Here is a 25080-nt window from a genome sequence, read left to right as displayed (position 1 = left end):
ACTCACTCCAGGATCGCGACCAGCAACACGATCAGCGATACACCGAACAGCGCCAGCAGAAACGCGAACCATGCGCCGACCATCACGCCGTGCCGCACCGGCGTGCTGCCGTCGCGGTGGAAGGTGATGGCAAACCGCAAGTAGCGTACCCCGGCAGCCAGCGACATCAGCGCACCCATGCCGATCAGGATGGCGCCGGCCCAGGTGGACAACACGCGCGGATACAGCGCCTCGTGCCCGGGTGCCAGCGGCAGGCTGTGCAGCAGCAGACCAAAGCGGTCGATCACGAAGCCCAGCGCCATCAGCGACAGCGCCGTGCGGATCCACGATGACAGCGTGCGTTCGGCGGACAGGTAGACCAGGCGTCGCGACAGTTCCAGCGATTGCGCATCAGCGTTTTGGGGCATGGTTTCTTGTACGAATTGCGGGGCCACCTGCTCTTTTGCCACAGTGCCAGTGAATAAACCGCGACATGCGCAGCCACGGTCACGTCGCGCGGCGATGATCGCGGCGTCGGGGCTGCCGCCCCGGCGTTCCGGCATTTTTCCTGGAGGCCTGATCACGGCCATCGGAGCGCCGGATTCCTGTGTTTTTCTTCACGCCAGATACCGTCTACTCACGTCGAGGCCGTGTCACGCAAGCCGAACCCGGTGATCGCGACGAACATGAAAAAGCTGGTGCGGGCGTTGCAGGTATTGCTCTACAGTTTCTACGGGCTGTATGCCGTGGTCGCATGTTCTGCATGCCTGCTGATTGGCGGCGTGGTGGCAATTGTCCTGCCCGGGCTGGGGTTGCGGCGGCTGATGGCACGCTGGACTCTGCGTGCGATGTTTGTGCTGGCAGCAATGCCGTACCGCATCGACGGGCTGGGACATTTGCGCCACAAGCCGTGCGTGGTGATTGCCAACCATCGCAGCTATCTGGATGGCCTGGCGCTGATTGCCGCATTGCCGGCGCGCTTCTCGGCCGTCATCAAGCACGAGATGTCCGAGGTGCCGGTGATCGGTTGGTTCCTGCGCCATATCGGTTGTCGTTTCGTGACCCGCGAGCCGGCCGTCGTGGCCGGTCGCGATACGCGCGACCTGCTGCAGGCGTTGGAGGCCGGCGAGTCACTGGCGATCTTCCCCGAAGGTACGTTCTCGCCGGACATCGGTTTGCTGCCGTTTCGCGACGGTGCGTTCTTCCTGGCCACGAAAGCACAGGTGCCGATCGTGCCGGTGGCCATCCACGGTGCCCGCAAGATTCTCCCGGAGGGTCGCTTCCTGCCGTGGCCGGGCCAACTCGTTGTGCGCGTGTTGGGCGAGATCGCACCCGAGGGCGAGGATCGCGCCGCTGCCGAACGACAGCGTGACCAGGCCGAAGCGATGCTCTCGCGCGAACTCAGGTCCGAGCCGAGCGCGATCAGTCGAAAGAAACACCATTACGGCTACTACCGCGATGTCTTTGCGGGGCGTTCGCTGCCGCTGTCCTACCTCGACCTCGACCTGCTGGAGGCCAATATCCGCTCCGTGCTGGAACGCAGCGGCAGCAAGAAGCTGCGCATCGACGCGCGCATGCTGCAGTGCCCGCAGGTCATGCAACGCGTGTTGCGCTCCAACGCGCGCTTCCACGGCGTCAAATGCTCGACGGTGGCCGAGGCCGTGCATCTTGTGTCGCTGGAAGGCTTCGCCGACGTGCTGGTTGCGTATCCCACTCTTCAGCACGGCGCACTGGACCATGCCTGTGCCGCGATCGCCGACGGCCACCGGATCACCTTGACGGTCGACGCACCCGCCCAACTGGATTACCTCGCGCAGGCTGCCGCCAATGCTGGCGTCGGGGTGCCCCTCTGCGTGGAGATCGACATGTCGATCGCGCGCGCGGAGCTGAAGGGGCCGGGTCGGCGTTCGGCAATCCGTGCCACCGACACTTTGCTCAAACTGGTCGAGACCATCGACCAGCGAGCCGGCCTGCAGTTTCGCGGCGTGGTCACCTATGACACCCGGCGCAACCGTCTCGCCGAGTGGATGTCGGCTGATGGCAGCCGTACCGAGACGCCGCTCAGCAAGCGCAACATCGATCATCTGCACACCTGGCGGCATGCGCTGGCCGAGGCCTTGCGCGCACACGGGCACGACGACTTCCTGTTCAACTGCAGCGGCATCGGCGGCATGGCGTTCAACGCCGGGCATACCGTCGTCACCGAGATTACCGTTGGCGCCGCCTTGTTCGGGCTGGATCCCGAAGATCCGCGCGAGGTTCCGGCGGCCGGCTATGCGGCCGAAATCATCCGGCGCACGGACGACGATCGTTACGCCTGTCTGGTCGGTGGTTGCGCCACGTCGGGAACCACGCAGAGCGCTGCGCTACCGCAACCCTACCTGCCTGATGGCGCGCAGCTCGATACCCTGCACGGCGCCGGCCCCGCGCAACTGCCGATTCGGTATGCCGGTGCGCTCGACCTCGGCGACATGATCTTCCTGCACCCGCCCAATACGGGCGAGCTGTGCGAGCGCTTCAGTCATCTGCTGCTTGTGCAGGATGGCGCGATCGTGGACGAGGCGGAAACCTATCGCGCCTGATGGCGCTGCACCGCGCGCTCGGACGCCTGCGATGTGGCGGTGTCGCGCGGGTAGGTGCGTACGGCGCGCAACAGCAGCACGAGTCCGGCCGCTACCAGCGCGATCAGCATGATCAGCATCGCCGCACGCAGGCCCGTGGCGTGATGGGTGGCGTGCAACCCGGATGGCTGATCGCCGAACAGCGATGCCGCGTAACCGAACATCGGTGCGGCCGCGGCGCTCAGTGCCAAACGCAAGGTGGCGCGCACACCTTCCGCACGACCCCACAGACCGGACGGAATCACATCCAGTCGCGCCGCATCCAGGCTGGGATTGGCGCCGCCCAGGCCCAACGCCGCGATGAAGAACAGCGGTCCGGTGAAATACAGTGAATTGGAGAGCAGTCCCGGTACCAGGGCGGCCGCGGCAATCAGGCACGACCAGCCACCGAGCTGAATACGCGCGGTAAGTGTGCCGTGCCGGATCAACCGGTCGCCAAGGCGTCCTGCCAGTACCACGCCGACGATCGCCCCGCACCCAAGGCCGACAGACAGCGTGCTGGCCGCGGCCTGGCCCAGCCCGAAAGTTTCGCGCATGTACAGCAGCGCAAACGTGCGCAAACCGGTGAAATAAAAATAGCCAAGCGCGGAGGCGATCACCAGGTTGCGGAACGTGCGCAGGGTCAATACGTAACGCAGCGCTTGCCACGCGCCCAGTTGTGCAGGGTCCTCGCGCAGGATCTGGCCCGCATGCGGCTGGATGTCCCGCGCCGCGATCTGCCGGGCGATCGGATCACGCTCTTCCCGCGCATCCTGTACTCGCGGGTCTGTCGCGGCGTCATCGTCAGAGGGCACCTCCCGGGCGCCCTCGGCCACATAACTCTGACCGCCGCGCGCCGGCTCGGGCAGGTGGCGCCAGATCACCCAGGCCAGCGCCAGGCCGGCCAGCGCAAGTGTCCAGAACGCGGCGCGCCACGACAGCAGGGCCGCCACGTTGCCCGACAACAGAAAGCCTGCGGCGACCCCCAGCAACTCGCCGGCGAGGATGTAGCCGAAAATCCGGCCGCGCTCCTCGGGTCGGAAGAAGTCGCCGGTCAGCGACACCACGAGTGGACTGGCCGCCGCCACGATGCAGCCCAGCAGCAGGCGACTCAGCAGCAGCATCAGGTAGGAGGTGGACAGGCCATTCATCAGCATGGCCAACGACCACACCACCATCGCCGCCACCAGCACCCGGCAGCGATTGATGCGGTCGGCCAGGATCCCGAATGGCAGGGTCACCAGCGCGCCGACCGCGGTGGACACGGTCACCAGCAGGCCGACCTGCACGTTGTCGATGTGCAGCGCGTGCTTGAGTTGCATGGCAACCGCGCCCACGGTGGCCTTGTCCGCCGAGTCCAGCGCCAGCACGCAGGCCAGCAGCACGATGATCTTCAGGCGCGCATGACCACCGGCCACCGCTTCCAGCGGAGCCTCGATGCGCCGCACCAACCATCGGCCGGTCACCGTTGCAAGCCTGTGTTTGTTCACGCGGGGCATTCGCCGGTTGCGCCAGGATGCGCCGCACGCCGCGTGCGGTCGGCAGGTGCGCCGCGCAGGCTTTCCCACAACCCCGAGGCCAAGCGGCTAACCATGGACATCGCCTCCTCAATCCGGAACAGATCGATGTGTGCCATCCGCGCGGTCGCGGCGCCGTGAACTCCGAACGTTCCCGTCGCGAAGTTCCGCAGCCCGCACTTGCGTTGCTGTCGCTGATGATGGCGGTCGGCCCGTTCGGCGATACCGAGTACGCACCAGCGCTGCCGGCCATCGCGCACGGCCTGCAGGCGGACTATGGCCTGGTGCAGTTGACCATGACCTCGTACCTGTTCGGCTCGGCCGTGAGTCGGTTGTTCTATGGCCCGTTGTCGGATCGCTACGGGCGCCGACCGGTGATGCTCGCAGGCACCACCATTCTGATTCTCGGCGCGCTGATCTGCCTGCTCAGCTTCAACATCTGGCCGTTGATCGCGGGGCGGCTGGTGCAAGGTGTCGGGGCGTGCGCCGGTGGCGTGATCGCCGATGCCGCCGTGCGTGATGCCTTTGCCGCCGATCGCCGGCAAGCCATCTATGCGCGCATCACCGCGGTGTTCGCACTGGCGCCGGCGGCGGGGCCGATCGCGGGCATCTACCTCACCGAATGGCTGGGTTGGCACGCCAACTTCGGACTGTTGGTGGTGCTGTCGGGCGTGCTGTGGCTGCTGGTCTGGCGCTTTCTGCCCGAAACCAACGTGAAGCCGGATCGGGACGTACTGACAGGTGCGCGTCTGCGCCACCACGTGTGGCAGGCGCTGACCACGCGCGGATTCCTGCTCTATGCGTCGCTGGGTGGTTTCTGCGTCGGCGTGGTGTATACCGCCTTGATCGGGGCGCCGGACCTGGTGCTGAACGTGCTCGGACAGGGCAACCTGGCGATCATGATTGTCTCGCTGGCGATCCTGACCGCCTTCGTCATCGGCGCCGGCATGGGTGCGCTGTTCAGCAAGAAGCTGCCCCCGGACCTGTTCATCGGTGCCGGCCTCGTCTTGTTGCTGGCAGCGTCGGTCTGGTTGCTGCTGGTCGCACTGATGATCGGCAAGCAAGGGTCGTTGGCGACCTATCTGCTGCCCATCGCCGTCTGTTTCGTGGGTGTCGGCATGGTGGTCCCGGTGGCCACCGCCCGCGCGATGGCACCGTTTGGGGAAAACACCGGGATCGCGTCATCCCTGCTGGGTAGTGTCCAGATGGCAGTGGCCGCCTTGGGAACGTTGGGCATGGGCCTGCTGCACGCGGGCGCAGTGATTGATATCCCGATCGTGTTTCTCGCGCTGGCCGTGCTGGCCTGTCTCGCGCTGCTCGGTCATGTGTCGAGACAGGTGCTGCAGCCCGGATCGGCGAGCTGATGCCCCGAATGGGTCGATCATGATCCCGCCGGCCAGGATGGGGGCACCTTGCGGATCTTGTCCATCGGGTATCCCAGCGCTTTGACCTTTGCCATCAACGCGTCGTAATCCGCCTTCGGCACGGTCGGTGTGCGGGCCATGATCCAGGTGTAGTCGCGGTCGTCGCGGGCGACGATAACCTGGCTGTAGTCGCTCTTGAGCCACGCCACGATGTACTGCGCCTTGATCGGCCAGAACACCTGCACGCCCCACACCGCGTTGCCCGTGCCCTTCTTCACGAAGCCGGTGGAATGGATGCTTTTCACCGGCTTGTCGAACGAGCCATCGCGAAAATGGAACGAGGTGGCGATCTCGCCATTGGGCTTCAGCTTGTAGGTTTCCACCGCGTTGTAGGCATGCTTCTCGAAGCGCGTGGGAATGGTGGCAATCACATACCAGTCGCCCATGAAGCGCGGCAGGTCGACGTGGTCCACCGGTTTGATCGGCGGCAGGTCGCGGGCCATCACCGTGCCCGGAACCAGCGCGACGGCACACAGCAACAACAGGGATTGGGCAAGGCTCATGGTGCTTTCCGTATGAGTGGGGGAGAGGCCGGGGCGGCGTGGCTCAGGGCCGCACGAAGCGGTAGTGCGCGACCAGCCATTCCTGGCCGTCGGCGTAGCCGAACAGCTCGGCGCAGGACATCCAGAACATGCGCCAGCGCTGGAACCACAGCGGCGCGGCCTTGGCACCATAGGCGGTAGTCAACACCTCCATCACCTGATCGCGGCGCGCGTCCTGGTTGGCCAGCCAGTGATTGGCGGTGCGCTGGTAGTGGGTGCCGTCGACATGCCAGCGCTGCTCGATGGCCAGCGCGGACTGGAACCACAGCAAGGTGTCCGACGCCGGCATCAAGCCACCGGTGAAGAAGTGGCGGCCCATCCAGTTGTCGTCGCCTTCGGTCTCGAACGGGTACATCAGCGTCTTGTGCGCAAAGATGTGCACGAACAGCTTGCCGCCGGGTTTCAGCCAGCCGCCGATGCGCTTGAGCAAGATCTCGTAGTTGCGCATGTGCTCGAACATCTCGATCGAGACGCAGCGGTCGAACTGCGCCGCGCCCAGTTCCAGCGAGTTCACGTCGCAGGTGATCACCCGTACGTTGAACAGAGCCTGCTCACGACACCGCGCTTCGATGTGCGCGCGTTGCTGGTTCGAGTTGGAGACGGCCGTGATCCGCGCATTGGGGTAGCGGTGGGCCATCCACAAGGTCAGCGAACCCCAGCCGCAACCCAGCTCCAGGATGTGCTGGCCATCGGCCAGTTCGGCGCGCTCGCCGTACAGCCGGAGCATCGCCTCCTCGGCCTGCTCCAGCGATTCGTCGCCTTGCGGGTAGTAGCAGCTGGAATATTTCAGCCGCTTGCCCAGGCACAACTCGAAGAATGCCGGTGGTAGTTCGTAGTGCTGCGCGTTGGCCGCCTCGGTGTGGATCGCCACCGGGCTGTGCCGCAGCGTGTCGATGCATTGCGCAAACCGCGCGGCCTGCGCGTCGAGGCCGCCGGCCTGCTCCTCGCGCAGGCGCTGCGCGCACAGCTTGCGAATACCCTGGCGCAACAGCACATCGGGGATATGTCCGCGCTCGGCCATGCCCAGCAGGCCGGGCGCGGGTTGGTCGGTCGGCAATGCGTTTTGCGCAAGTGCGGCAGTATTCATTTCTCGCTCCGTTTCGGAAACCAGGGGATCAGCATCGAGGTGGTGCGCTGGTACTCGCGGTAGTCGTCACCGCGGCTGCGCAGGGCATGCTCCTCGGTGAACGGGATGCCGCTGATCCAGCGCAGGAACGCGTACATCACGATCGGGCCCGACCAGGCCAGCCAACCTATCGGCGAGCCAATCGCCAGGCATACGTAGGCGAACCAGTGCAGCCATTCGAAGAAGTAGTTGGGGTGACGCGAATAGCGCCACAGACCATCACGGCAGGTGTGGCCCTTGTTGGCCGGATCGCTGCGGAATCGTGCCAGTTGCGCATCGGCGATCGATTCGCCGATCACGCTGAGCAGCCAGATGGCGCATGCCAGCGGCAACCAGACTCCGGAAGCTTCCGGGTTGCGCGATACCGCGAGGAACGGCAAGGCGAACAGCACGATCAGCACTGCCTGGAACTGGAAGAACGCGAAGAACTTCAACTGATCGCCGTGCCAGTGCGCGCGCAGATGCTGGTAGCGTCCATCCTCGGGTTCGCCATGGACGCGCGTCCACAGATGGACGGCCAGACGCAGGCCCCATGCGCCGCCGAGCAGGGCCAGCGCAACCCGGGTGGGCGCGGCGCCGTCGCCGATCGCCGCCAACAGCACGGCACTTCCGCCCACGCCCGCGGCCCACAGTACGTCGACGATGCCGGCGTTGCCGCGCTTGCGTTGCCACTGCCAGCCCAGCGACATCAGCGCCGCCGCCAACAGCCAGATCACCAGGAGATGCCACCAGGGATTCATGCGACCGGTCCTTGCGTGATGGACGGCGAGGGTCTTGTCGCCGACGACGCCATGCCGCGTCGAGCCAGCCACGCCAAGGCGGGCGTCGCCAGCGCCCAGCCCACGGCCAGCACCAGCGGGCCGCGCCATGCCGGCTCGGCAAAAGTCACCACATGCCAGCCGCGCGCCGCACCGAGGTAGGCCAACGGGCCACCGACCAGCCCAAGCAGGGCCGCCAGACCCAGTCGCGTTTGCAGATAGCGCAACGACTGGCTGAAGGTCAGCGCGAAGGTCATCCACAAGGCCAGGATCCAGGCCGGTGCGATGGCGGCGTTCGGCCAGGCCGCGGCGTAACCGGCGATGCCGGTGCGTACCAGCGTGCCATCCAGCAGGAAGCCCAGCACCAGCGCGACCGCCATCAAGCTCAGGTCGACGCGCCAGTTCCGGGCGCCCAGCAACTGCGCGGCGGCATACACCAGCATGCCGACCACGCCGGGCCACGCGCGCCCGTGACTGGCGCCGATGACGGCGGCGAACCACACCGCCTGATAGCCGAGCAGGCTGAGCCAGAAGTTCACGCCGACAGCTCCGTGTTCGCGGGCAGCTCGGGCAGCAGCGCCGCGCGGCGATTACCGGGCTTGGCCAGCAACAGGTGCGCCACCCCGATCGAGCGCTCGCGGAAGCCACCTTCGCAATATGCGAGGTAGAACTCCCACATGCGGATGAAGCGCTCATCGAAGCCCTGCGCACGCACCTGCGGCAGCGTGGCCATGAAGCGTTCGCGCCAGGCCTTCAAGGTCAGCGCGTAGGACTGGCCGAAATCTTCCAGCTGGGTGAGTGCAAGGTCGCTGGCGCGGGTCTTCGATGCCAGCAGCGCGTTGATCGAGGGAATGAAGCTGCCCGGAAACACGTGGCGCTTGATGAAGTCGACCGACTTCAGTGCCTGTGCATAGCGGTGATCCTCGATCGTGATCGCCTGCAGCAAGGCCAGTCCATCGGGCTTCAGCAGGCTGCCGAGCTTGCCGAAATACGTATCCAGATACGGCGCGCCGATCGCCTCGACCATTTCGATCGAGACCAGCTTGTCGAACTGTCCGTCTAGGTCGCGGTAGTCCTGCAGCAACAGATCGACATGGCTGCCCATGCCGGCCGCAGCGACGCGCGCACTGGCCAGCGCATGCTGCTCGCGCGAAATGGTGGTGGTCGTCACATGGCAGCCGTAGTGCTGCGCGGCGTATAGCGCGAAGCCGCCCCAGCCGGTGCCGATCTCGACCACACGGTCGGTTGGTTTCAGATCCAGCTTGCGGCAGATGCGTTCCAGCTTGCGCTTGGACGCGGTTTCCAGCGTGTCGGCCGGATCGGTCCAGATCGCGGAGGAATACATCAGGTCCGGCGACAGGAACAGGCTGAAGAAGTCGTTGCCCAGGTCGTAGTGCGCAGCGATGTTGCGGCGACTGCCGTCGCGCGTATTGCGACGCAGCGCATGCCAGCCGCGCATCGCCATGCCGCCGAGACGAGCCATGCCGCTCTCCATGGCGTCGAGCAGATCGCGGTTGCGCACCAGCAGCTGGATCAGGCCGACCAGATTGTCGCAGCGCCATTGCCCGTCCATGTACGCCTCGCCGGCGCCGACACTGCCGTTGCGTGCGACGGCGCGGTAGAAGGCCGGGTCGAACACTTCCAGGTGAACCTGCAGATCGGTGTGCGCCGTAGCAGGCAGGCCCAGCTCGACGCTGCCGCAGGCGTCTTCGAGTGTCAGCCGACCGTGGCCAAGCCTGCTCATCTGGCCAAGCAATTGCTGGCGCAGGAAGCGGTCGAACGCGCCAAAGGCGGCAGACTCGCATCGGGCGGTGTCGGCAATGTCATTCATGGCAAACCTCGGATGAACGGTTTCAGTCGGAGTCGCGTGATTGCGGCGAGGGGTTGTCGTGGAACGGGTTGCGCTTCAGCCACAGGCGCAGTGCGTGCCAGTAGATCGCGCCGACCACTTGCGCCGTCATCAACGGGTAGCGCCACAGCACACGAGCCAGTGAGCCACTGGTCAGCGACCTGTGCTGCAGATCCAAGGTGGCGTCGAACGCACGCTCGCCGCCGCGCATCACATTCATGTGCACCACGAGATCCTCGCCCGGCACGGTGAAGCGCCAGTCGTACTCGCAATCCATAGGCATGAACGGCGACACGTGGAAGCTCTTGGCAAATGTCCAGTGCAGCGCGCGGCCGTGGGTCTGCGCGTGTTCGATCGGCAGCACGTAGGCGTGGCGCTGCTTCCACGGCGTGTTGGTGATCTCGGCCAGCACCGCCAGCAGGGTCTCGCCGTCCGCGGCAAAGCAGTAATAGAAGCTGACCGGGTTGAACACCATGCCCGCGTAGCGCAGGTGGGTGAGCAGCCGGATCGGCCCGCACGGTCGCCAACCCGTGGCCTGTTCGACGCGCTGGCGCACCGCTTCGGCCAGCGGCAACTCGGCAGGTCCCAGATAGTCGCTGCGCCGGAACTGCGCCAGGTTGCGGTGGGTGCTGGACCACAGCAAGCGTTTGGCAAACACCTGATCCAGCTCGTCCAGATCCAGGTACAGCTGGGCCATGCGGTACTCGAAGGCGTGCGGATGCGGCGCATGCCTGCGATGGCGCACCACGCCCTCGTACACGGCGCTGGCCAGCTGCAGTTTCGTGCTGGCGGGTTTCGCGGTCATGCGACCAGCGCCTCCTCGCCTACTGCGTTCGTCGGTACCGGCTCGATGCCCAGCGGCCAATGCACGCCGAGTGCCGCGGCGACTTCCACCGCGCTGCGCAAGCCGTCCTCGTGGAAGCCCCAACCCCAGTAAGCCCCGGCATACCAGGTGCGGCGCCAACCCTGGATCTCCGGCTTGCGCGCCTGCGCCTGCACCGAGGCCCGGGTGTAGACCGGGTGGTGATAGCGCATCCGCGCCAGTACCCTGGCCGGATCGATCGCCTCGCTGCGGTTCAGCGTCACCACGAAGGGTTCGGGCGAAGCAATGCCTTGCAGCAGGTTCATGCAGTAGCTGACCGTGCACGCGGCATCCGGGTCGCGCGGCAGCCACGCGTTCCATGCGGCCCATGCCTTGCGCTGAAGCGGCAACACGCTGGCATCGGTGTGCAGCACGGTGTCGTTGGCCTGGTAGGTCATCGCGCCGAGGATCGACTGCTCGCGCTCGCTGGCATCGCGCAGCAGATGCAGCGCCTGGTCGCTGTGGCAGGCCAGCACGATCTGGTCGAAGTGCTCGGTGCCCGCGCCGCTTTCCACGTCCACCCCGCTGGCGTGGCGCGTGATCGCGCGCACGGGACAGTTCAGGCGCGCCGTGACCGACCAGTGCGCGCGCAGTGCCGCCACATAAGTCGAGGAGCCGCCACGCACCACGCGCCATGGCGGTCGACCACTGATCTGCAGCATCTGGTGGTTGGCCATGAACTGCACCAGGTAGCGGGCCGGGAACTGCAGGATTTGCGTGGCCGGCGAGGACCACAGCGCCGAGGCCATCGGAATCAGGTGCTCGTCGCGGAATGCCGCGCCGTAGCCGTGCTGCTGCAGGTAGTCGCCCAGCGTGGTCATGTCGTCGCGCCGCAACAGCAGCGTCGGCGCCTCGCGATAGAATCGGACAAGGTCGCGCACCATGCCCAGGAAACGCGGCGACAGCAGGTTGCGGCGCTGGCAGAACAGCGTGTCGAGCGTGGCCGCGTTGTATTCCAGCCCGCTTGCCTCGCTGTGCACCGAAAAGCTCATCGTGGTCGGCTGCGAGGCCACGCCCAGCTGCGCGAGCATCTGCGTCAGCAGCGGGTAGTGCGTCGGGTTGTGCACGATGAAGCCGCTGTCGATGCGATAGCGCTGGCCAGCCTGCTCCACCTCGTGCGTGTGGGTATGCCCGCCGAAGTAGCTGTTTGCCTCGAACAGGGTCACCTCATGCTTGCGCGACAGCAGCCAGGCCGACGCCAGCCCTGCGATGCCTGATCCGACCACGGCGATGCGCATGGCTCAATACCTCGCCTTGGCCAGCACCCAGGCCGGTACCGGTTTCAGCCCGCGCACCAGGCCCAGCATCGACATCAGCCTCAGTCCGTACCAGGTCACATCCACCTCCCACCAGCGGAAGCCCTGCCGGCTGGAGCCGGGGAAGAAGTGGTGGTTGTTGTGCCAGCCTTCGCCGAACGTGAGCAGGGCCAGCCACACGTTGTTGCGGCTGTCGTCCCTGGTCTCGAAGCGGCGCGTGCCGAAGCGGTGCGCCAGCGAGTTGATCGTCACCGTGGCGTGGAACAGCACGATGGTGGAAACGAAGAAGCCCCAGATCAACATCTGGCCGCCGGTGGTGCCCAGCTGTGGCGCCACATGTTGCAGCAGCGCGCCCAGCCCGTACAACGACGCCGCCAGCAGTACCGGGATCGCGATGTCGAAACGGTCCAGCCAGCGCAGCTCCGGGAACTTGGCCAGATCCGGCACCCGCGCCAGGTCGGTGCGGAAGTTGCGCGGCGTCAGGAACCAGCCGACGTGACTCCACAGGAACCCGTGCACGGCGGGTGAATGCGGGTCGCTCGCCGTGTCGGCGTGACGATGGTGATGGCGATGATGCGCGGCCCACCACAGCGGCCCGCGCTGCACGCAGGAGGCACCGATGGCGGCGAAGACGAACTGCACCGCGCGCGACGTCTGGAACGTACGATGCGAGAAATAGCGATGGTAGAAGCCGGTGATCGCGAACATGCGCACCGCGTAGAGCGCCGCCGCCACGATCAGTGCGATCGGCGACACGCCAACCCAGAGCACGCCCAGGCAGGCCAGGTGCATCGCCACGAACGGGGCGGCGCGCAGCCAGTCGATCCGATCCTCGCGGCTTTCGTCAATCTCCACCACCGCGCTGGTATCGAACCAGCGGCGCAGCGTGCGTCCCAGCCAGGAGCGCTGCTGGCTGACCGCATCGGCGGCGCCTCCGGTCGAGGTTTCGACCCCACGACGCGGAGCCGTCAGGATGGGTGGGGGTGTGGCCATGGAAACATACCTGTCTGGCGATTCAATGACAGATACGATGGAAGGCGTGTAGCGGATGCACGGCGCGGCGAAATGACGGATTGCACGCCGTCGGGGCATCACCCGGGTAAGGGATCCGACGGCCGACCGAATCCGTAGAAGACAACGGATACCAGGAGACTTGCATGTCAGGCACAAAACAGATCGTCGGGCTGGTCGGCTGGTTGCTGCTCAGCTTCGCCACTGCCGCGATGGGCGCAGTCGCTTCCGTACAGGCGGCCGCCTTCTACCAGCAACTGGCCCAGCCATCGTGGGCACCGCCCTCGTCGGTGTTTGGACCGGTGTGGTCGGTGCTGTATGCGCTGATGGGTGTTGCCGCGTGGCTGGTGTGGCGAGAAGGCGGCTGGCGTCGGCGACGCGGCGCACTCGCCTTGTTCGTGGCCCAGCTGGCGCTGAACGCGTTGTGGAGCTGGCTCTTCTTTGGCTGGCACCGCGGCGCGCTGGCGTTTGCCGACATTGTGCTGCTGTGGCTGCTGATCGTGGCGACGCTGGTCGGTTTCTGGCGGGTACGGCCACTGGCTGGCGCGCTGCTGGTTCCGTACTTGTGCTGGGTCAGTTTCGCCTCGGTGCTGAACTTCGCGGTTTGGCATCTGAACCCGTTGATCCTGGGCTGAACCTGCCTGTCGGTTGGTGGCCGTCCGACTTTCGTTGCAAGTGGTAGAAGCACCCTGGGCCGGCCCATACGACGATCGCTTGTGGCCGGTGCCTGGTTCCCGGGCACATCGGTCACGTAGTCTTGCCGCGGCCCGCTACTTCGTCGATGTACTTCAATTCGTGCAGCGATTTCGGCTCGTCCGGTATCAACTTCAGGCAGCTGCGGTAAGCGGCGCGGGCTTCCTCGTAGCGATGCAGTTCCACCAGATCGTAGCCTTGCCCGCGCAAGGCCGTGCAGGTGACCTGCTTCACGTCACTATCCGCCACGGTGACCGGTGCATAGTCCTCGGCCACCTTGAAGTGTTCCAGTGATGTGTCCCATCGGCGCAGCTTCTGCAGGGTGAAGCCGGTTTCGATGTTGTATTGGGCATCGAAGGGAGCCAGTGCCAGCGCCTTCTTCAGTTCGACCAGGGCGTCGTCATAGCGGGCCATCTCGTTGTAGGCGAAGCCACGGCCCCAATAGGCCATCGCCCATGCCGGACCCAGCACCACCACCGGTCGGGACGATGTCCCAGTCGCCGGCAGTACGGCATAGAGCAGCGCATCGGTCGTGCCGCGTGCGCTGAAGTAGATCTCCTTGCGCTGGCCGTACTCTGCCTCGTAGCGGTTGATCACCGAGTCGAACGGGCCGTCGATGGCGGCCTGGATCTTGCCGTGGAGAATCATTTGCTCGCCGCGCAAGACCTCCTGCACATCGGCATTGGCGCGATTCTGCTCGACGGTTCCCTTCACGACCAGGTTGACCTGCCTGGCCGGAGGCACAGACGCGCACCCGGCCAAGAGCAGTCCCGCGGTCAGCACCACACCCCATCCGTTCGCAACCATGCTTCCCCCCCCTGAACAAGTGATCGAACGCACGCTACTCGTGCAGACTTCGATGCGCGTGATGTCGCGCCACTGCTTTTTACCGCAAAAGGAGCGCTTCGCGGGAAAGTCATCCACCCGCCTGTCATCCGCCAGTCAATACAGTCGGGTTACGCTTTCGCTTCTCTTGGTCTGGAGAGTCAGTTGAACAGAGACGAGCATCGCCTCAACCATCAGCTCGATCGGATGGAGCAGAGCCTTCCACGGTGGCTGCACCGCACGCTCAAATGGCTGCGCGAACCCGAGGCCGTCTGGGTACGCATTCCCGTGGGTGCGCTCCTCATCCTGGGCGGCATCTTCGCCATTCTTCCCGTGCTTGGTTTGTGGATGCTGCCGCTGGGACTGATTCTGCTGGCGCAGGACATCCCCTTCCTGCGCCGTCCGCTTCGACGCGCCCTGATCTGGGCTGAAAAGCGCTGGATCCGCTGGAAGCAAAGACGTCGTCGGGGCTGACGACCCAAGCTGCATCAGCTTTGCTCTCCTGTTCCGCAAAACTACCGACTCCGGAGTGGATGATGGCCTCACCCGTCCGTTGAGCGATGCGACACAAGTTGTCGCGGGGATGCGCACACTGTGGCGCATGAACAGGGTCAATCCAACTACGTTGCCAGTCACGGAAAAAGCTGAGCCTATGTCTCTCGGCAAAGCCACCCCGATTGCGTCACTTGTTCGTTCAAAGAACATAGTTAAGCTTTGGGCGGTGCGAATGATGGTCAAGCTCGGCGCGGCTCAACAATTCATCGGGAAGCTCCATCCAGTCGGCAGTGGACCATCCATGGAATGCCTGCAACTCATTGGATTGGGTTCGAACGAACAGACTTGGGACAAGGCCGCGCGAGTCCACTGGGTACAGCGTCTGGAAATGACTCTCAAAGTCATGGAGGCGCGCGTAGAACGCTACAAATGGAGCCACACCGTCGACGCCAATTTACGCTTGCTCGATGCCACATTTCGGTTTTCGCGTGCAGAAAAGGCAATTTTCGTACTTGCTGCGTCGCTGCGAGCGAATGATGCGTTGGTGGAGATTGCAGGTAACTGCAGGTCACAAGTGGATGTGACGGACCAGCTACACCGTATTCTGAGCTTGCCACTCGAACAGGTACGTCGCGCAGTTTCTCCAACAAGCACGCTGCGTCGCTCGGGGCTGGTCAACGTATCGAGTGGCGGTGATCCGGTCGGCAACCTGGATCTTCAACGTGGCCGTCTGCGCTGCTTGGTTACGACTCGCTTGAAGTCGGTTGATCAATTGTTTGGCGGGCAGGTGGGTGTCGCCAACGCGCCGACGCTTTCGGTCCGTGACTATGGTTATCTCGAGCCTGACGTGGGCTTCTTGGAGAGTCTGATGCGCGAGGCGCTGACTTCTGCGCGTCGGGGAGTCAATGTTCTGCTCTATGGGCCGCCGGGTACGGGCAAGACCGAGTTGACACGCGTCGTGGCGCAACAGGTCGCCGTGCCGCTGTTCGAGGTCTCATGCACGAATGACGATGGTCAGCCCATCTGCCCAAGTAGCCGCCTGACCCGAGCCTCCACCGCGCAGTACCTGCTCAAGGGACGCAAGGCACTGCTGGTCTTCGACGAAGTGGACGCCATTTTTACCGATGGCGGTGTGCTCTTTGGCAAGCCAACCACGGCGGAACAGTCCAAGTCCTGGGTCAATGAGCTGCTTGAGCGCAGCCCGGTCCCCATGTTCTGGATTGCCAACGCCATCTGGAACATGGATCCAGCCTTCATTCGACGGTTCGATGTAGTCATGGAGATGAAGGCGCCTCCGCTTCCGCAGCGCCTGACCCTGCTGACACGACAATGTGGCATGAAGCTTGATGCTGAACAAATTCGTAGAATCGCTCAGGTAGAGGCGGTCACGCCTGCCGTCGTGACGCGTGCCGTGAGCGTTCTGAACCGAATCGAAGGATACGAAGAGTTCCGGTCTGGCCGGCTCGAAACCCTCATCGATGGAACCTTGAAAGCACAGGGACACAAGACCATCTGCCAGCAAGTTCGTGCCGTGCCAGCGGAGGGCTATGATCCGGATCTATGCAATGCCAGTGTGAATCTGCGCGAGCTTGCCGCAGGGGTAGCTATGGCCTCGGCTGGCCGAATCTGTCTCTACGGCCCGCCGGGAACAGGCAAGACCGCGTTTGGCTATTGGCTGGCCGATCAACTTGGTAAGCCATTGATCATCAGGCGCGTGTCAGATATCCAGAGCCCGATGTTGGGAGCGATGGAGCGCAACCTCGCCCATGCCTTCGAGCAAGCTTCGAAGGACGGAGCCGTGCTGCAGATCGACGAGGTGGACAGCTTCCTGCGGGACCGTCGCGAAGCGAGGCAGGGTTGGGAAGTCAGCCAGGTCAACGAGTTCCTTACCCAGGTGGAAAGCTACAATGGGGTGCTCATTGCGTCTACAAACATGATGCAGGGTCTGGATCGCGCCGCGATACGCCGTTTCGACTACAAGGTGATGCTCGACTACCTTTTGCCAGATCAGCGAGTTGCCATGCTGATGGGTTTGCTTGAAGAGCTTGGCCTTGCAGGAATTGTGACCGCATCCGCGAGAAGCCAGCTCGATCAACTCCCGACACTGACGCCCGGCGACTTCGCCGTGCTTCGTCGGCAGCATCGAATCACTCCGTTTGCTGGTCTTGACGACATCCTTAGGTCCCTGACAGATCAAGCAACCGAAAAGGAGCCTCTGCACCCACGGCGCATTGGCTTCGTTTGAGGCGAATGTGCAATCGGGTAAGAATGTACCCGGCTACCGGGGGATTGCATGGCAAGGGGAACGGTCGACACACTCGCCAGGCAGTGGTTGATGCTCAACGCGTTGCCGCGCGCGCCAATGAGGATGACTGCTGCAGAGGTAGCCCAGCGACTGGAGCATGAAGGGTATCCGGTCTCGAAACGTACCGTGGAGCGAGACCTGCATGCTTTGTCGGCGCAGTTTCCCATTGAAGCAGACGAGCGAAGCCGGCCCTTTGGCTGGAGTTGGCAGCGTGATGCGCCGTCTTTCAACCTCCCCGGCATGTCCCCGTTGCAGGCAGGCGTCCTGCTGACCGCACAGGCCCAGCTGCAAGGTTTGTTGCCGATAAATCAGTTGGAGGAACTCAAGCCGCTATTTCAGCAGGCCCAGCGAACTCTCACCACGACACCGGCACTAGCGGGGCAAACCGCATGGCACGAAAAGGTAGCGATTGCCCCCGCCTCACAAGCCCTGCTTGCGCCGAGCGTGGGAAGCGACATTCTGGTGACGGTGCATCAAGCGCTCTATCTGGGCTACCAGCTCGAAATCGACTACCTCGGGCGAGGACGTGTCGAGCCATTGCACTACAAGGTTCACCCTCTGGGCATGATCCAGCGCGGGCCGGTGAGCTACCTCGCGGTGCGGATCAATGACAATACCGATGTGCGATTGCTGGCGCTGCATCGTATCCGCCAGGCGACGCGACTCGACGCAAGGGCAGTCGTGCCTAAAGGCTTCAAGATCACCTCGATGATTCCGGAGGTTGCTGCAGGCTTCGGTCGTGGCGAAACCATTCGCTTGGTCATGCGTATGGTGGATCATGCCGCGATCCACCTGTGGGAAACGCCGTTGTCGGAAGACCAAACTATTTCAGCTGCCGACAGCGAAGGGTGGGTGACGGTGTCGGCGACCGTTGAAGACACAGCTCAGCTGTGCTGGTGGCTACTGGGATTTGGAGCCTATGTGAAGGTAGTCAAGCCGGTGAAGCTGGCACGGGATATCCGGGCCACGCATCGACGGGCGGCTGAGCTTTGATATACAACGTCTAATCACAAAGGAGTTCATCCATGACGCGACGCATACACGAGTTGGATATCAGCGATTGGCCAGCAGAAATCGGTTTCGTTCCGTTTGTGGGACCACGCTACGAGGAAGGTATTGATGGAATTCGGGTTTTGCTGCTTGGAGAGTCGCACTATCGCGAAAAGGGTGTCGACAATTCGCCGGCGGTCAGGCGCCCGTATACTCGAAAGGTATTCGGTGACCGCATCGAGCCTACGCGCACCTCAGGCGATGGGCGTTACTTTCCCCCGCTCGATCGCCTCTTGACCAACAGTGCTGCTCCTACAGACTCGCAAGCCGCAGCGGCTTGGGAGAAGGTGGCTTTCAGCAATCTCATACAGGAGTTCGTCGGGACAAGTGCTGGCGGTTCACGATGTACAAAACAGTTTGCAACCGGTAGTCGCATTCTCGTCGAGCATGTATTAGCTTTTCTGAGACCGGACGTTGTCCTTGTACTTGGGCGAGCGGTATGGCGTGGTTTGGATGCGGGCTCGATCCGCAACGACTTGCAACCGTATAACGCAAAGCACGTCAGGCCGAGGCACTTGGCGTCTCGTGAAATTTGGAGCGTGCCCTACAAGAACGGCGAAGCCCTGATGACGTGGGTTTATCATCCTTCGCGCGGTGTAGATACATGGGCAGACATGGCTGGGGCGCTGAAGCACCTTCTGGCGCTGCGTGCGCGATAGGCGTGATAGAGGTCCGTTCGCCCACCGGCAAGGTGAACGGAGCGGCCTCAATCCGCTTGTCCACCTCGCAGCAGGTCGTCCATCGGTTTTGCCTGGCTGAACAGCCAGCCTTGCGCGAAGACGACGCCGTGCGCGCGCAGGAAATCCGCCTGCTCGCGCGTTTCCACGCCTTCGCTGATCAGGACCAGGTTGAGCGACCTGGCCATGTCGATGATGTGCAGCACGACTTCGCTGGTGACCGAGTCGGTGCCGATGGCATCGACGAACACCTTGTCGATCTTCAGGTAATCGGCGCTCAGCTTGGTCAGCTGCGAAAGGCTGGAGAAGCCGGTGCCGAAGTCGTCGATCGCCACCCGCACGCCCAGGGCCTGGATCTGACTGATGGTCCGGCTGGCGCTGGTCGGGTCGACGAACGAGTGTTCGGTCATTTCGACGACGATGTTGTACGGCGCCACGCCCGGTGTGGTGACCAGTCGTCGCAGCCATTGCACCACCTCGTTCGAGCGCATGTCGGGCGAGGACAGGTTGATGCTGATGTAGGCGCCCGGATAGCGGCTGAAGAAGGGCGGCCCCTCGATGGCTACCTGGGCCAGCACGTATTCGGTAAAGCGCTTGATCAGGCCGCAATCCTCGGCGGCCTGGACGAACAGGGCCGGCCGCATGCCGATCTGCTTGTTGACTGGCCAGCGCAGCAAGGCCTCGACACCCACCATGTGACCGCTGGCGAGCTCGACGATGGGTTGATAGTGGAGCACGAACTCCCTGCGCTTGAGCGCTGCGCGAAGCAGCGCCGGCAACGAGGTGCGCCGACGGGCGAGAAACACGATCACCGCCGTCATCGCCAGACCAAGGGTCAGGCCGATCGGAAGCAGAACGATCATGAACGCGTGCACGCGTGCCTTCAGATTGACCAGCGGAATGGCGACGTACGCGGCCAGATCGAACCTTTTCGAGGCGCGGACCACCACCAGATGCTTTCCGTCGAAAAAGGTTGTTTGGGGCGTCGAATCGCTGATCGTCGTCATCCACGCAGGATCGTAATCACCGCGCCGCGTCCACAGCTGCCGCGAGCTGCGACCGAAGACGCCGAGCGAGAGACCGGGCGTGCCTGTCGACAGGTCAAGCAGTGCTTCGGGGTGTATCGCCACGGCGGAGTTTCCCATCGCCGTCACCACGTATCGACGACTGCCGCCTATTGCCGCCGACAGATATACTTTTGTGCCACCGGGGCTGGTGTAGTTTGGCGCGCCCAGGTCAATGCCGTCCGAGCTGGGTCCTATGGCCGAGCATACGATCCGGTTGCCGGATACGCGGCCTACCGCCTGGACATATCGGTAATCCATGGCAATCCTGCGCATCTGCTCGCGCATGGCACTGGGGCAGGCGTCGCTGGTGTTGATCTGACGCAATCGCTCGTATGCCGCGCTGGCCTGCTCACCCACGCTGTCCGTGCGATGCGTTATCTCGCCCGCCAGGCTGGTGGCCTGGGCGGTGGCCTCGTCCATGCTCTGGTGATGGGCCAGGTACATGGCGGCCATGACCGATGCCGCGATGGCCAATGCACACAGGACCAGTGCGATCAAGGCGGCGACACGGTTTCGCATTGGATCCCTTGGTGTGGTGCTCAGGCGCCAGCGTGCTGCCGGCATGACTGAGTTTGCATCAATGGCGTCGCTTGCGCACGAGCCATGCCGTCGGAAGGACTGTTGACAGCCTACGCCGAATGTCTGGTTTGGGGTTGATTGTCTGCGAACCCGGCGCGCCGCCGGCCAGCGCAATCAGTGCATGGCGGCGATCATCCGGTTTGGGCCTTGCTCCTGGCAGCCCGGGACGCGGCCCGTTTTGGTGCAGCCGGTTTGCAAGTCTGGCCGCTGGCGCTGCAGCAGTTTTCAGTGAGGTAGCCCACCAACGCGGTCATCGCCTCCATCACCGGCGAGTAATAGATGAAGCGGCCATCCTGGCGACTGCTGATCAGGCCGGCGTGGACCAGTTCCTTGAGATGGAACGAGAGCGTGGCGTTGGCCAGACCCAGCTTCCCGGCAATCGCGCTGGCCGCCAGGCCTTCGGGGGCGTGCTCCACCAGCAGGCGATAGATCGCCAGTCGCGACTCCTGGGCAAGCGCGGACAGGACGGCGATGGCTTGTTTGGTCGGCATGCTCTGGGTGGTCATGTCACGCGCGTCTCTGAAAAATCTTCACTTGCAGTGTAGTGGGTGGTCTCGGTGCGGAACGACCCGGCCTCAAACCTGCGGCGCTTCATACCAGCGCTTGCTGCGGTTGACGATACGTACCACCGAGAGCATCACCGGCACTTCGACCAGCACGCCGACGACGGTGGCCAGCGCGGCGCCGGAGTGCACGCCGAACAGGCCCACGGCGGTGGCCACGGCGAGTTCGAAGAAGTTGCTGGCGCCGATCAGTGCCGACGGGCCGGCCACGCAATGTGCCACGCCGAAGCGTCGATTGAGCCAGTAGGCCAGGCCGGAATTGAAGTACACCTGGATCACGATGGGTACGGCCAGCATCGCGATGACGGCGGGTTGCGCGAGGATCCGCCCGCCCTGGAAACCGAACAGCAGCACCAGGGTGGAAAGCAATGCGCACAGCGACAGCGGACCCAGCCGCTGCAGCAGCGCCTGCAGCCGCGCCGCGCCGCCGTGGGCGAGGATCCGGCGTCGCAGCAACACGCTGAAGGCTACCGGGATCACGATGTAGAGCAGCACCGACAGCAGCAGCGTGTTCCACGGCACGGTGATCGAGGAGATGCCGAGCAGCAGGGCGACGATGGGCGCGAACGCCACCACCATGATGGCGTCGTTCAGCGCCACCTGACTCAGCGTGAAGTTCGGCTCGCCGCGGCACAGGTTGCTCCACACGAATACCATCGCGGTGCACGGGGCCGCGGCGAGCAGGATCAGGCCGGCGATGTAGGAGTCGAGCTGGTCCGCCGGCAGATACCCGGCGAACACGTGGCGGATGAAGATCCATGCCAGCAAGGCCATCGAGAACGGCTTGACCGCCCAGTTGATGAACAGCGTGACGCCGATGCCCTTCCATTGCCGCCGCACGTCGGCCAGCGCGCCGAAGTCGATCTTCAGCAGCATCGGGATGATCATCAGCCAGATCAGCACGGCCACGGGCAGGTTCACCTGCGCCAGCTGCATCCCGCCCAGAGCTTCGAAGGCAGCGGGCAGCGCGTGGCCAAGCAGGGTGCCCACCGCGATGCACAGCAGCACCCAGACGGTGAGGTAGCGTTCGAAGACGCTGATGCCGTCAGACGTGGACGTCGTCGCTCCTTTGCCGAGCTGGCTCATGCGCCGTTCCCGTCGTCGCCGGTGGCGGCGGCGATGTGATCCAGTGCGCGCTGCAGCGCATCCCGGTTCATCGTCTCGACTGGCAACTGCAACAAGGCGGTGATGCGGCGGAGGATCAGGTGGTGAGCCTGCGCAAACGCGGCGGCCAGCGCCTGCTCGCCCTGGGCCGCTGCCGGATCGGGCAGGCCCCAATGGCTTCTGACGAAGTCGCCGAACAGCACCGGGCAGGTCTCGTTCGCGGCGTTGTCGCAGACGGTGATCACGATATCCAGTGGCGGCGCACCTGCTTCCGCGAAGCGATCCCACGACTTGCTGCCGAGTCCCTCGGTCGACATGCCGGCAGCCTTGAGCCGTTCGATTGCATGGGGGTTGATCCGACCGGTCGGCTGACTGCCTGCACTGAAGGCCTCGAGGCGGCCCTTGCCCAGGTGGTTGAGCGTCGCTTCGGACAGGATGCTGCGGGCGGAGTTTCCGGTGCAGATGAAGAGGACCCGGCAGGGATGCATGTCTTGCCTCGCGTTGAATTTCATATTTCCAGTATTATAGAATCATCAGATCGACACAATAGTGGATCCCGCCCCGATGTTGCAGAACTTGCCCCATATCGATCCCCGGGTGCTGGAGACGCCCAGCCTGGAACGGCTGGGTTTGCCGGCCGACTCCAGCCATCCTCCACGCATCCTGATCCTGTACGGCTCGCTGCGGCCGCAGTCGTTCAGTCGCAAGCTGGCGCTGGAGGCCGAGCGCATCCTGCGGCGGTTCGGTGCCGAGACCCGCGTGTTCGACCCGCACGACTTGCCGCTGCTGGACAGCGTGCCAGCCAGCCACGCCAAGGTGCAGGAACTGCGCGCGCTGTCGCGGTGGTCAGAAGGGCAGGTGTGGGTCAGTCCCGAGCGGCACGGCGCCGTGACCGGCGTGTTCAAGAACCAGATCGACTGGCTGCCGCTGGAAGACGGCAGCGTGCGTCCGACGCAGGGGCGCACGCTGGCAGTGATGCAGGTCTGCGGTGGCTCGCAGTCGTTCAACGTGGTGAACACCTTGCGCCTGCTCGGTCGCTGGATGCGCATGGTCACCATTCCCAACCAGTCGTCGGTAGCCAAGGCCTGGCAGGAATTCGACGACAACGGCCGGATGAAGCCCTCGCCGTTCTACGACCGGGTGGTCGACGTGATGGAAGAGCTGGTCAAGTTCACCTTGATGGTGCGTGACCGCAGCGATTACCTGGTAAATCGCTACAGCGAGCGCAAGGGTGCCGAGGCGGCGCGTTCGCTGGCCGTGGCGGCGGGCGCGGTGGAAGCGATCGAGCCGGATCCTGCCAGTGACGCCGCGTCGACGACCGAGGTGCGCAGGTGCTGCGCGGCAGGCGCGTGTTGAGCCAGCCATCCAGGCTCCGGCAGCGAACTCAGCGCGGAAGTGCACCGTAGGCATCCAGCGCCCGTTGCCGCGACTGGCCCAGATCGACCATCGGCGACGGATAACCACTGCGTTGGAGCAGGGCCGCGTCCTTCCACGGTTCATGCAGCAGCGCCAGCGGCGCCTCGGCCAGCTCCGGCAACCAACGCCGCAGGTAAGTGCCCTCGGGGTCGAATTTTTTCGCCTGGGTCACCGGATTGAATATCCGAAAATACGGGGCGGCGTCCGCGCCGCAACCAGCCACCCATTGCCAGCCCAGCGTGTTGTTGGCCAGGTCGGCATCGACCAGGGTGTCCCAGAACCAGCGCGCGCCGTGATGCCAGTGCTGGCACAGGTTCTTGGTGAGGAAGCTGGCCACGATCATGCGCACGCGGTTGTGCATCCAGCCGGTGTGCCACAGCTCGCGCATGCCGGCGTCGACCAGCGGGATGCCGGTGCGGCCACGTTGCCAGCGCCCGAGCAAGGCGTGATCCGCAGGCGCCCACGAGAAATCCTTGAAACGCGGATTGAAGTTGTCCGTCGGCGTATGCGGAAAGTGATAAAGCAGATGGTGGGCGAACTCGCGCCAGCCCAGTTCACGCAAATAGGGTTCGATATCGGGCCGTCGCTTCGCGTCGGTGGTGCGGGCGCGACGATCGAGCTCGAAGTGGATCTGCCGTGGCGAGATCTCGCCGAAATGAAGATGCGGCGACAAGCGCGAGGTGCCATGGCGCGCGGGCAGGTCGCGCGCATGCGCGTAGTCGCCGACGGCGTCGTCCGTGAAGATCTCGAGCAGCTCGTGTGCGCCGGCTTCGCCCGGTTGCCAACTGTCGGCCAGGCCGCCGGCCCAGTCGATACGTGGCAGCAGCTCCAGGTCCGCCAGTGCAAGACCGCCCGGCGGCGCCCGCCAGCCCGGTACGCGTGGCGCGGGTAGCGGTTCGGTCGGCTGCAGCTGTGCACGCAGATTGCGCCAGTACGGCGTGAATACCTTGTACGGCAGGCCTTGCTGAGTGGCGATTCGCCACGGCTCGCACCACAGCGCGGCGTTGTGGCTGTGCACGGCGAGGCCATCATCCTGCAGCGCGCGCCTGATGTGCGCGTCGCGCTCGATCGTGGCCGGTTCGAGCAAGCGGTTCCAGTACACCGCGCTGGCGCCGGTTTGCGCGACCAGCTTGCTCAGGACCTCGAGTGGTTCGCCGCGGCACAGCTGCAGGCCGCCGTCGGCGTGGCGCAGATCCTTGTCCAGCGCGGCCAGCGAATGGTGCAACCACCAGCGGCTGGCAGCGCCCGCTGACCACGGGTCATTGCCTTCGGCTTGAATGAATACCGGCAGTACCTGCGCGTGCCCGGCACAAGCTGCGCTCCATGCCGGGTTGTCGGCCAGACGCAGGTCGCGTCGGAACCACACCAGGGCCGTGCTCATC

General features: G+C 64.4%; 24 protein-coding genes. 8 read left to right on the top strand and 16 right to left on the bottom strand.

The window, feature by feature from the left end; translation table 11 throughout:
• Positions 1–2 precede the first annotated feature (2 nt).
• Positions 3–407 carry a YidH family protein gene (locus AC0L58_RS15030; protein WP_473684792.1) on the bottom strand — a complete coding sequence of 135 codons (405 nt, stop codon included), beginning with the start codon at positions 405–407 and terminating at the stop codon, positions 3–5.
• 258 nt (positions 408–665) lie between these two features.
• Here AC0L58_RS15030 and AC0L58_RS15025 point away from each other — a divergent pair, with 258 nt between their 5' ends.
• Entirely contained in the window at positions 666–2561 is a 1896-nt protein-coding gene (locus AC0L58_RS15025; RefSeq protein WP_473684790.1) for a 1-acyl-sn-glycerol-3-phosphate acyltransferase, read from the top strand.
• Here the strand turns inward: AC0L58_RS15025 and AC0L58_RS15020 are convergent.
• Positions 2549–4069, bottom strand: coding sequence for an MFS transporter (locus AC0L58_RS15020; RefSeq protein ID WP_473684788.1), 1521 nt, complete (start codon positions 4067–4069; stop codon positions 2549–2551). The two genes, AC0L58_RS15025 and AC0L58_RS15020, sit on opposite strands and share 13 nt — an antisense overlap.
• Before the next feature lie 164 nt (positions 4070–4233).
• On the opposite strand from AC0L58_RS15020, the gene AC0L58_RS15015 reads away from it, so the two are divergent.
• On the top strand, positions 4234–5460 hold the full coding sequence (locus AC0L58_RS15015; RefSeq protein WP_473684786.1) for a multidrug effflux MFS transporter: 1227 nt from the start codon (positions 4234–4236) through the stop codon (positions 5458–5460).
• Positions 5461–5477: 17 nt separating this feature from the next.
• On the opposite strand, the gene AC0L58_RS15010 is transcribed toward AC0L58_RS15015, so the two are convergent.
• Genes AC0L58_RS15010 through AC0L58_RS14975 form a run of 8 tightly spaced genes read right to left on the bottom strand, consistent with a single transcriptional unit; the run spans position 5478 to position 12906 of the window.
• Positions 5478–6023 carry a lipocalin family protein gene (locus AC0L58_RS15010; RefSeq protein WP_473684784.1) on the bottom strand — a complete coding sequence of 182 codons (546 nt, stop codon included), beginning with the start codon at positions 6021–6023 and terminating at the stop codon, positions 5478–5480.
• Between the two features lie 43 nt (positions 6024–6066).
• Complete coding sequence (locus AC0L58_RS15005) at positions 6067–7149, bottom strand: SAM-dependent methyltransferase (RefSeq protein ID WP_473684782.1); 1083 nt, start codon at positions 7147–7149, stop codon at positions 6067–6069.
• On the bottom strand, positions 7146–7928 hold the full coding sequence (locus AC0L58_RS15000; protein WP_473684780.1) for a DUF1295 domain-containing protein: 783 nt from the start codon (positions 7926–7928) through the stop codon (positions 7146–7148). The genes AC0L58_RS15005 and AC0L58_RS15000 overlap by 4 nt, the downstream gene beginning before the upstream one ends.
• Positions 7925–8485, bottom strand: a complete 561-nt coding sequence (locus AC0L58_RS14995) for a DUF2878 domain-containing protein (RefSeq protein WP_473684778.1) — start codon at positions 8483–8485, stop codon at positions 7925–7927. Before AC0L58_RS14995 ends, AC0L58_RS15000 begins: the two co-directional genes overlap by 4 nt.
• The gene (locus tag AC0L58_RS14990) at positions 8482–9777 is read right to left on the bottom strand and encodes a class I SAM-dependent methyltransferase (protein WP_473684776.1); all 1296 of its coding nucleotides are present in this window, start codon (positions 9775–9777) and stop codon (positions 8482–8484) included. Before AC0L58_RS14990 ends, AC0L58_RS14995 begins: the two co-directional genes overlap by 4 nt.
• A gap of 22 nt (positions 9778–9799) precedes the next feature.
• On the bottom strand, positions 9800–10600 hold the full coding sequence (locus tag AC0L58_RS14985) for a DUF1365 domain-containing protein (RefSeq protein WP_473684774.1): 801 nt from the start codon (positions 10598–10600) through the stop codon (positions 9800–9802).
• On the bottom strand, positions 10597–11895 hold the full coding sequence (locus tag AC0L58_RS14980) for an NAD(P)/FAD-dependent oxidoreductase (RefSeq protein ID WP_473684772.1): 1299 nt from the start codon (positions 11893–11895) through the stop codon (positions 10597–10599). The genes AC0L58_RS14985 and AC0L58_RS14980 overlap by 4 nt, the downstream gene beginning before the upstream one ends.
• Before the next feature lie 3 nt (positions 11896–11898).
• A complete protein-coding gene (locus AC0L58_RS14975) occupies positions 11899–12906 on the bottom strand; it encodes an acyl-CoA desaturase (protein WP_473684770.1) in 1008 nt (335 codons plus the stop codon).
• Positions 12907–13070: 164 nt separating this feature from the next.
• Between AC0L58_RS14975 and AC0L58_RS14970 the strand changes: the two genes are divergently transcribed.
• On the top strand, positions 13071–13559 hold the full coding sequence (locus tag AC0L58_RS14970) for a TspO/MBR family protein (protein ID WP_473684768.1): 489 nt from the start codon (positions 13071–13073) through the stop codon (positions 13557–13559).
• 112 nt (positions 13560–13671) lie between these two features.
• On the opposite strand, the gene AC0L58_RS14965 is transcribed toward AC0L58_RS14970, so the two are convergent.
• Entirely contained in the window at positions 13672–14361 is a 690-nt protein-coding gene (locus tag AC0L58_RS14965) for a tetratricopeptide repeat protein (RefSeq protein ID WP_473684766.1), read from the bottom strand.
• A gap of 288 nt (positions 14362–14649) precedes the next feature.
• On the opposite strand from AC0L58_RS14965, the gene AC0L58_RS14960 reads away from it, so the two are divergent.
• The 4 genes from AC0L58_RS14960 to AC0L58_RS14945 all read left to right on the top strand — a co-directional run bounded on the left by AC0L58_RS14960 (position 14650) and on the right by AC0L58_RS14945 (position 18951).
• The gene (locus AC0L58_RS14960) at positions 14650–14916 is read left to right on the top strand and encodes a hypothetical protein (protein WP_473684764.1); all 267 of its coding nucleotides are present in this window, start codon (positions 14650–14652) and stop codon (positions 14914–14916) included.
• 55 nt (positions 14917–14971) lie between these two features.
• A complete protein-coding gene (locus tag AC0L58_RS14955) occupies positions 14972–17182 on the top strand; it encodes an AAA family ATPase (RefSeq protein WP_473684762.1) in 2211 nt (736 codons plus the stop codon).
• A gap of 90 nt (positions 17183–17272) precedes the next feature.
• Entirely contained in the window at positions 17273–18235 is a 963-nt protein-coding gene (locus AC0L58_RS14950) for a helix-turn-helix transcriptional regulator (RefSeq protein WP_473684760.1), read from the top strand.
• Positions 18236–18267: 32 nt separating this feature from the next.
• Entirely contained in the window at positions 18268–18951 is a 684-nt protein-coding gene (locus AC0L58_RS14945) for a hypothetical protein (protein WP_473684758.1), read from the top strand.
• 47 nt (positions 18952–18998) lie between these two features.
• Here the strand turns inward: AC0L58_RS14945 and AC0L58_RS14940 are convergent, their stop codons facing one another.
• The 4 genes from AC0L58_RS14940 to AC0L58_RS14925 all read right to left on the bottom strand — a co-directional run bounded on the left by AC0L58_RS14940 (position 18999) and on the right by AC0L58_RS14925 (position 22770).
• Positions 18999–20555: an EAL domain-containing protein gene (locus AC0L58_RS14940; RefSeq protein ID WP_473684756.1), complete on the bottom strand. Its 1557-nt coding sequence runs from the start codon at positions 20553–20555 to the stop codon at positions 18999–19001.
• Positions 20556–20746: 191 nt separating this feature from the next.
• Positions 20747–21106, bottom strand: a complete 360-nt coding sequence (locus AC0L58_RS14935) for an ArsR/SmtB family transcription factor (RefSeq protein ID WP_473688758.1) — start codon at positions 21104–21106, stop codon at positions 20747–20749.
• Positions 21107–21190: 84 nt separating this feature from the next.
• Complete coding sequence (gene arsB / locus AC0L58_RS14930) at positions 21191–22264, bottom strand: ACR3 family arsenite efflux transporter (protein ID WP_473684754.1); 1074 nt, start codon at positions 22262–22264, stop codon at positions 21191–21193.
• Positions 22261–22770 (bottom strand): arsenate reductase ArsC, encoded by a 510-nt coding sequence (locus AC0L58_RS14925; RefSeq protein ID WP_473684752.1) that lies wholly within the window; start codon positions 22768–22770, stop codon positions 22261–22263. Before AC0L58_RS14925 ends, arsB begins: the two co-directional genes overlap by 4 nt.
• A gap of 76 nt (positions 22771–22846) precedes the next feature.
• Here AC0L58_RS14925 and arsH point away from each other — a divergent pair, with 76 nt between their 5' ends.
• On the top strand, positions 22847–23638 hold the full coding sequence (arsH, locus tag AC0L58_RS14920; protein ID WP_473684750.1) for an arsenical resistance protein ArsH: 792 nt from the start codon (positions 22847–22849) through the stop codon (positions 23636–23638).
• A gap of 28 nt (positions 23639–23666) precedes the next feature.
• Here the strand turns inward: arsH and AC0L58_RS14915 are convergent, their stop codons facing one another.
• Positions 23667–25079 (bottom strand): cryptochrome/photolyase family protein, encoded by a 1413-nt coding sequence (locus AC0L58_RS14915; RefSeq protein ID WP_473684748.1) that lies wholly within the window; start codon positions 25077–25079, stop codon positions 23667–23669.
• Between the last annotated feature and the right edge of the window lies 1 nt (position 25080).

Source organism: Rhodanobacter sp. G2-10 (assembly GCF_055809185.1).
The sequence above is the reverse complement of the archived record's forward strand: the minus strand, read 5'-3'. Positions and strand labels throughout refer to the sequence as shown.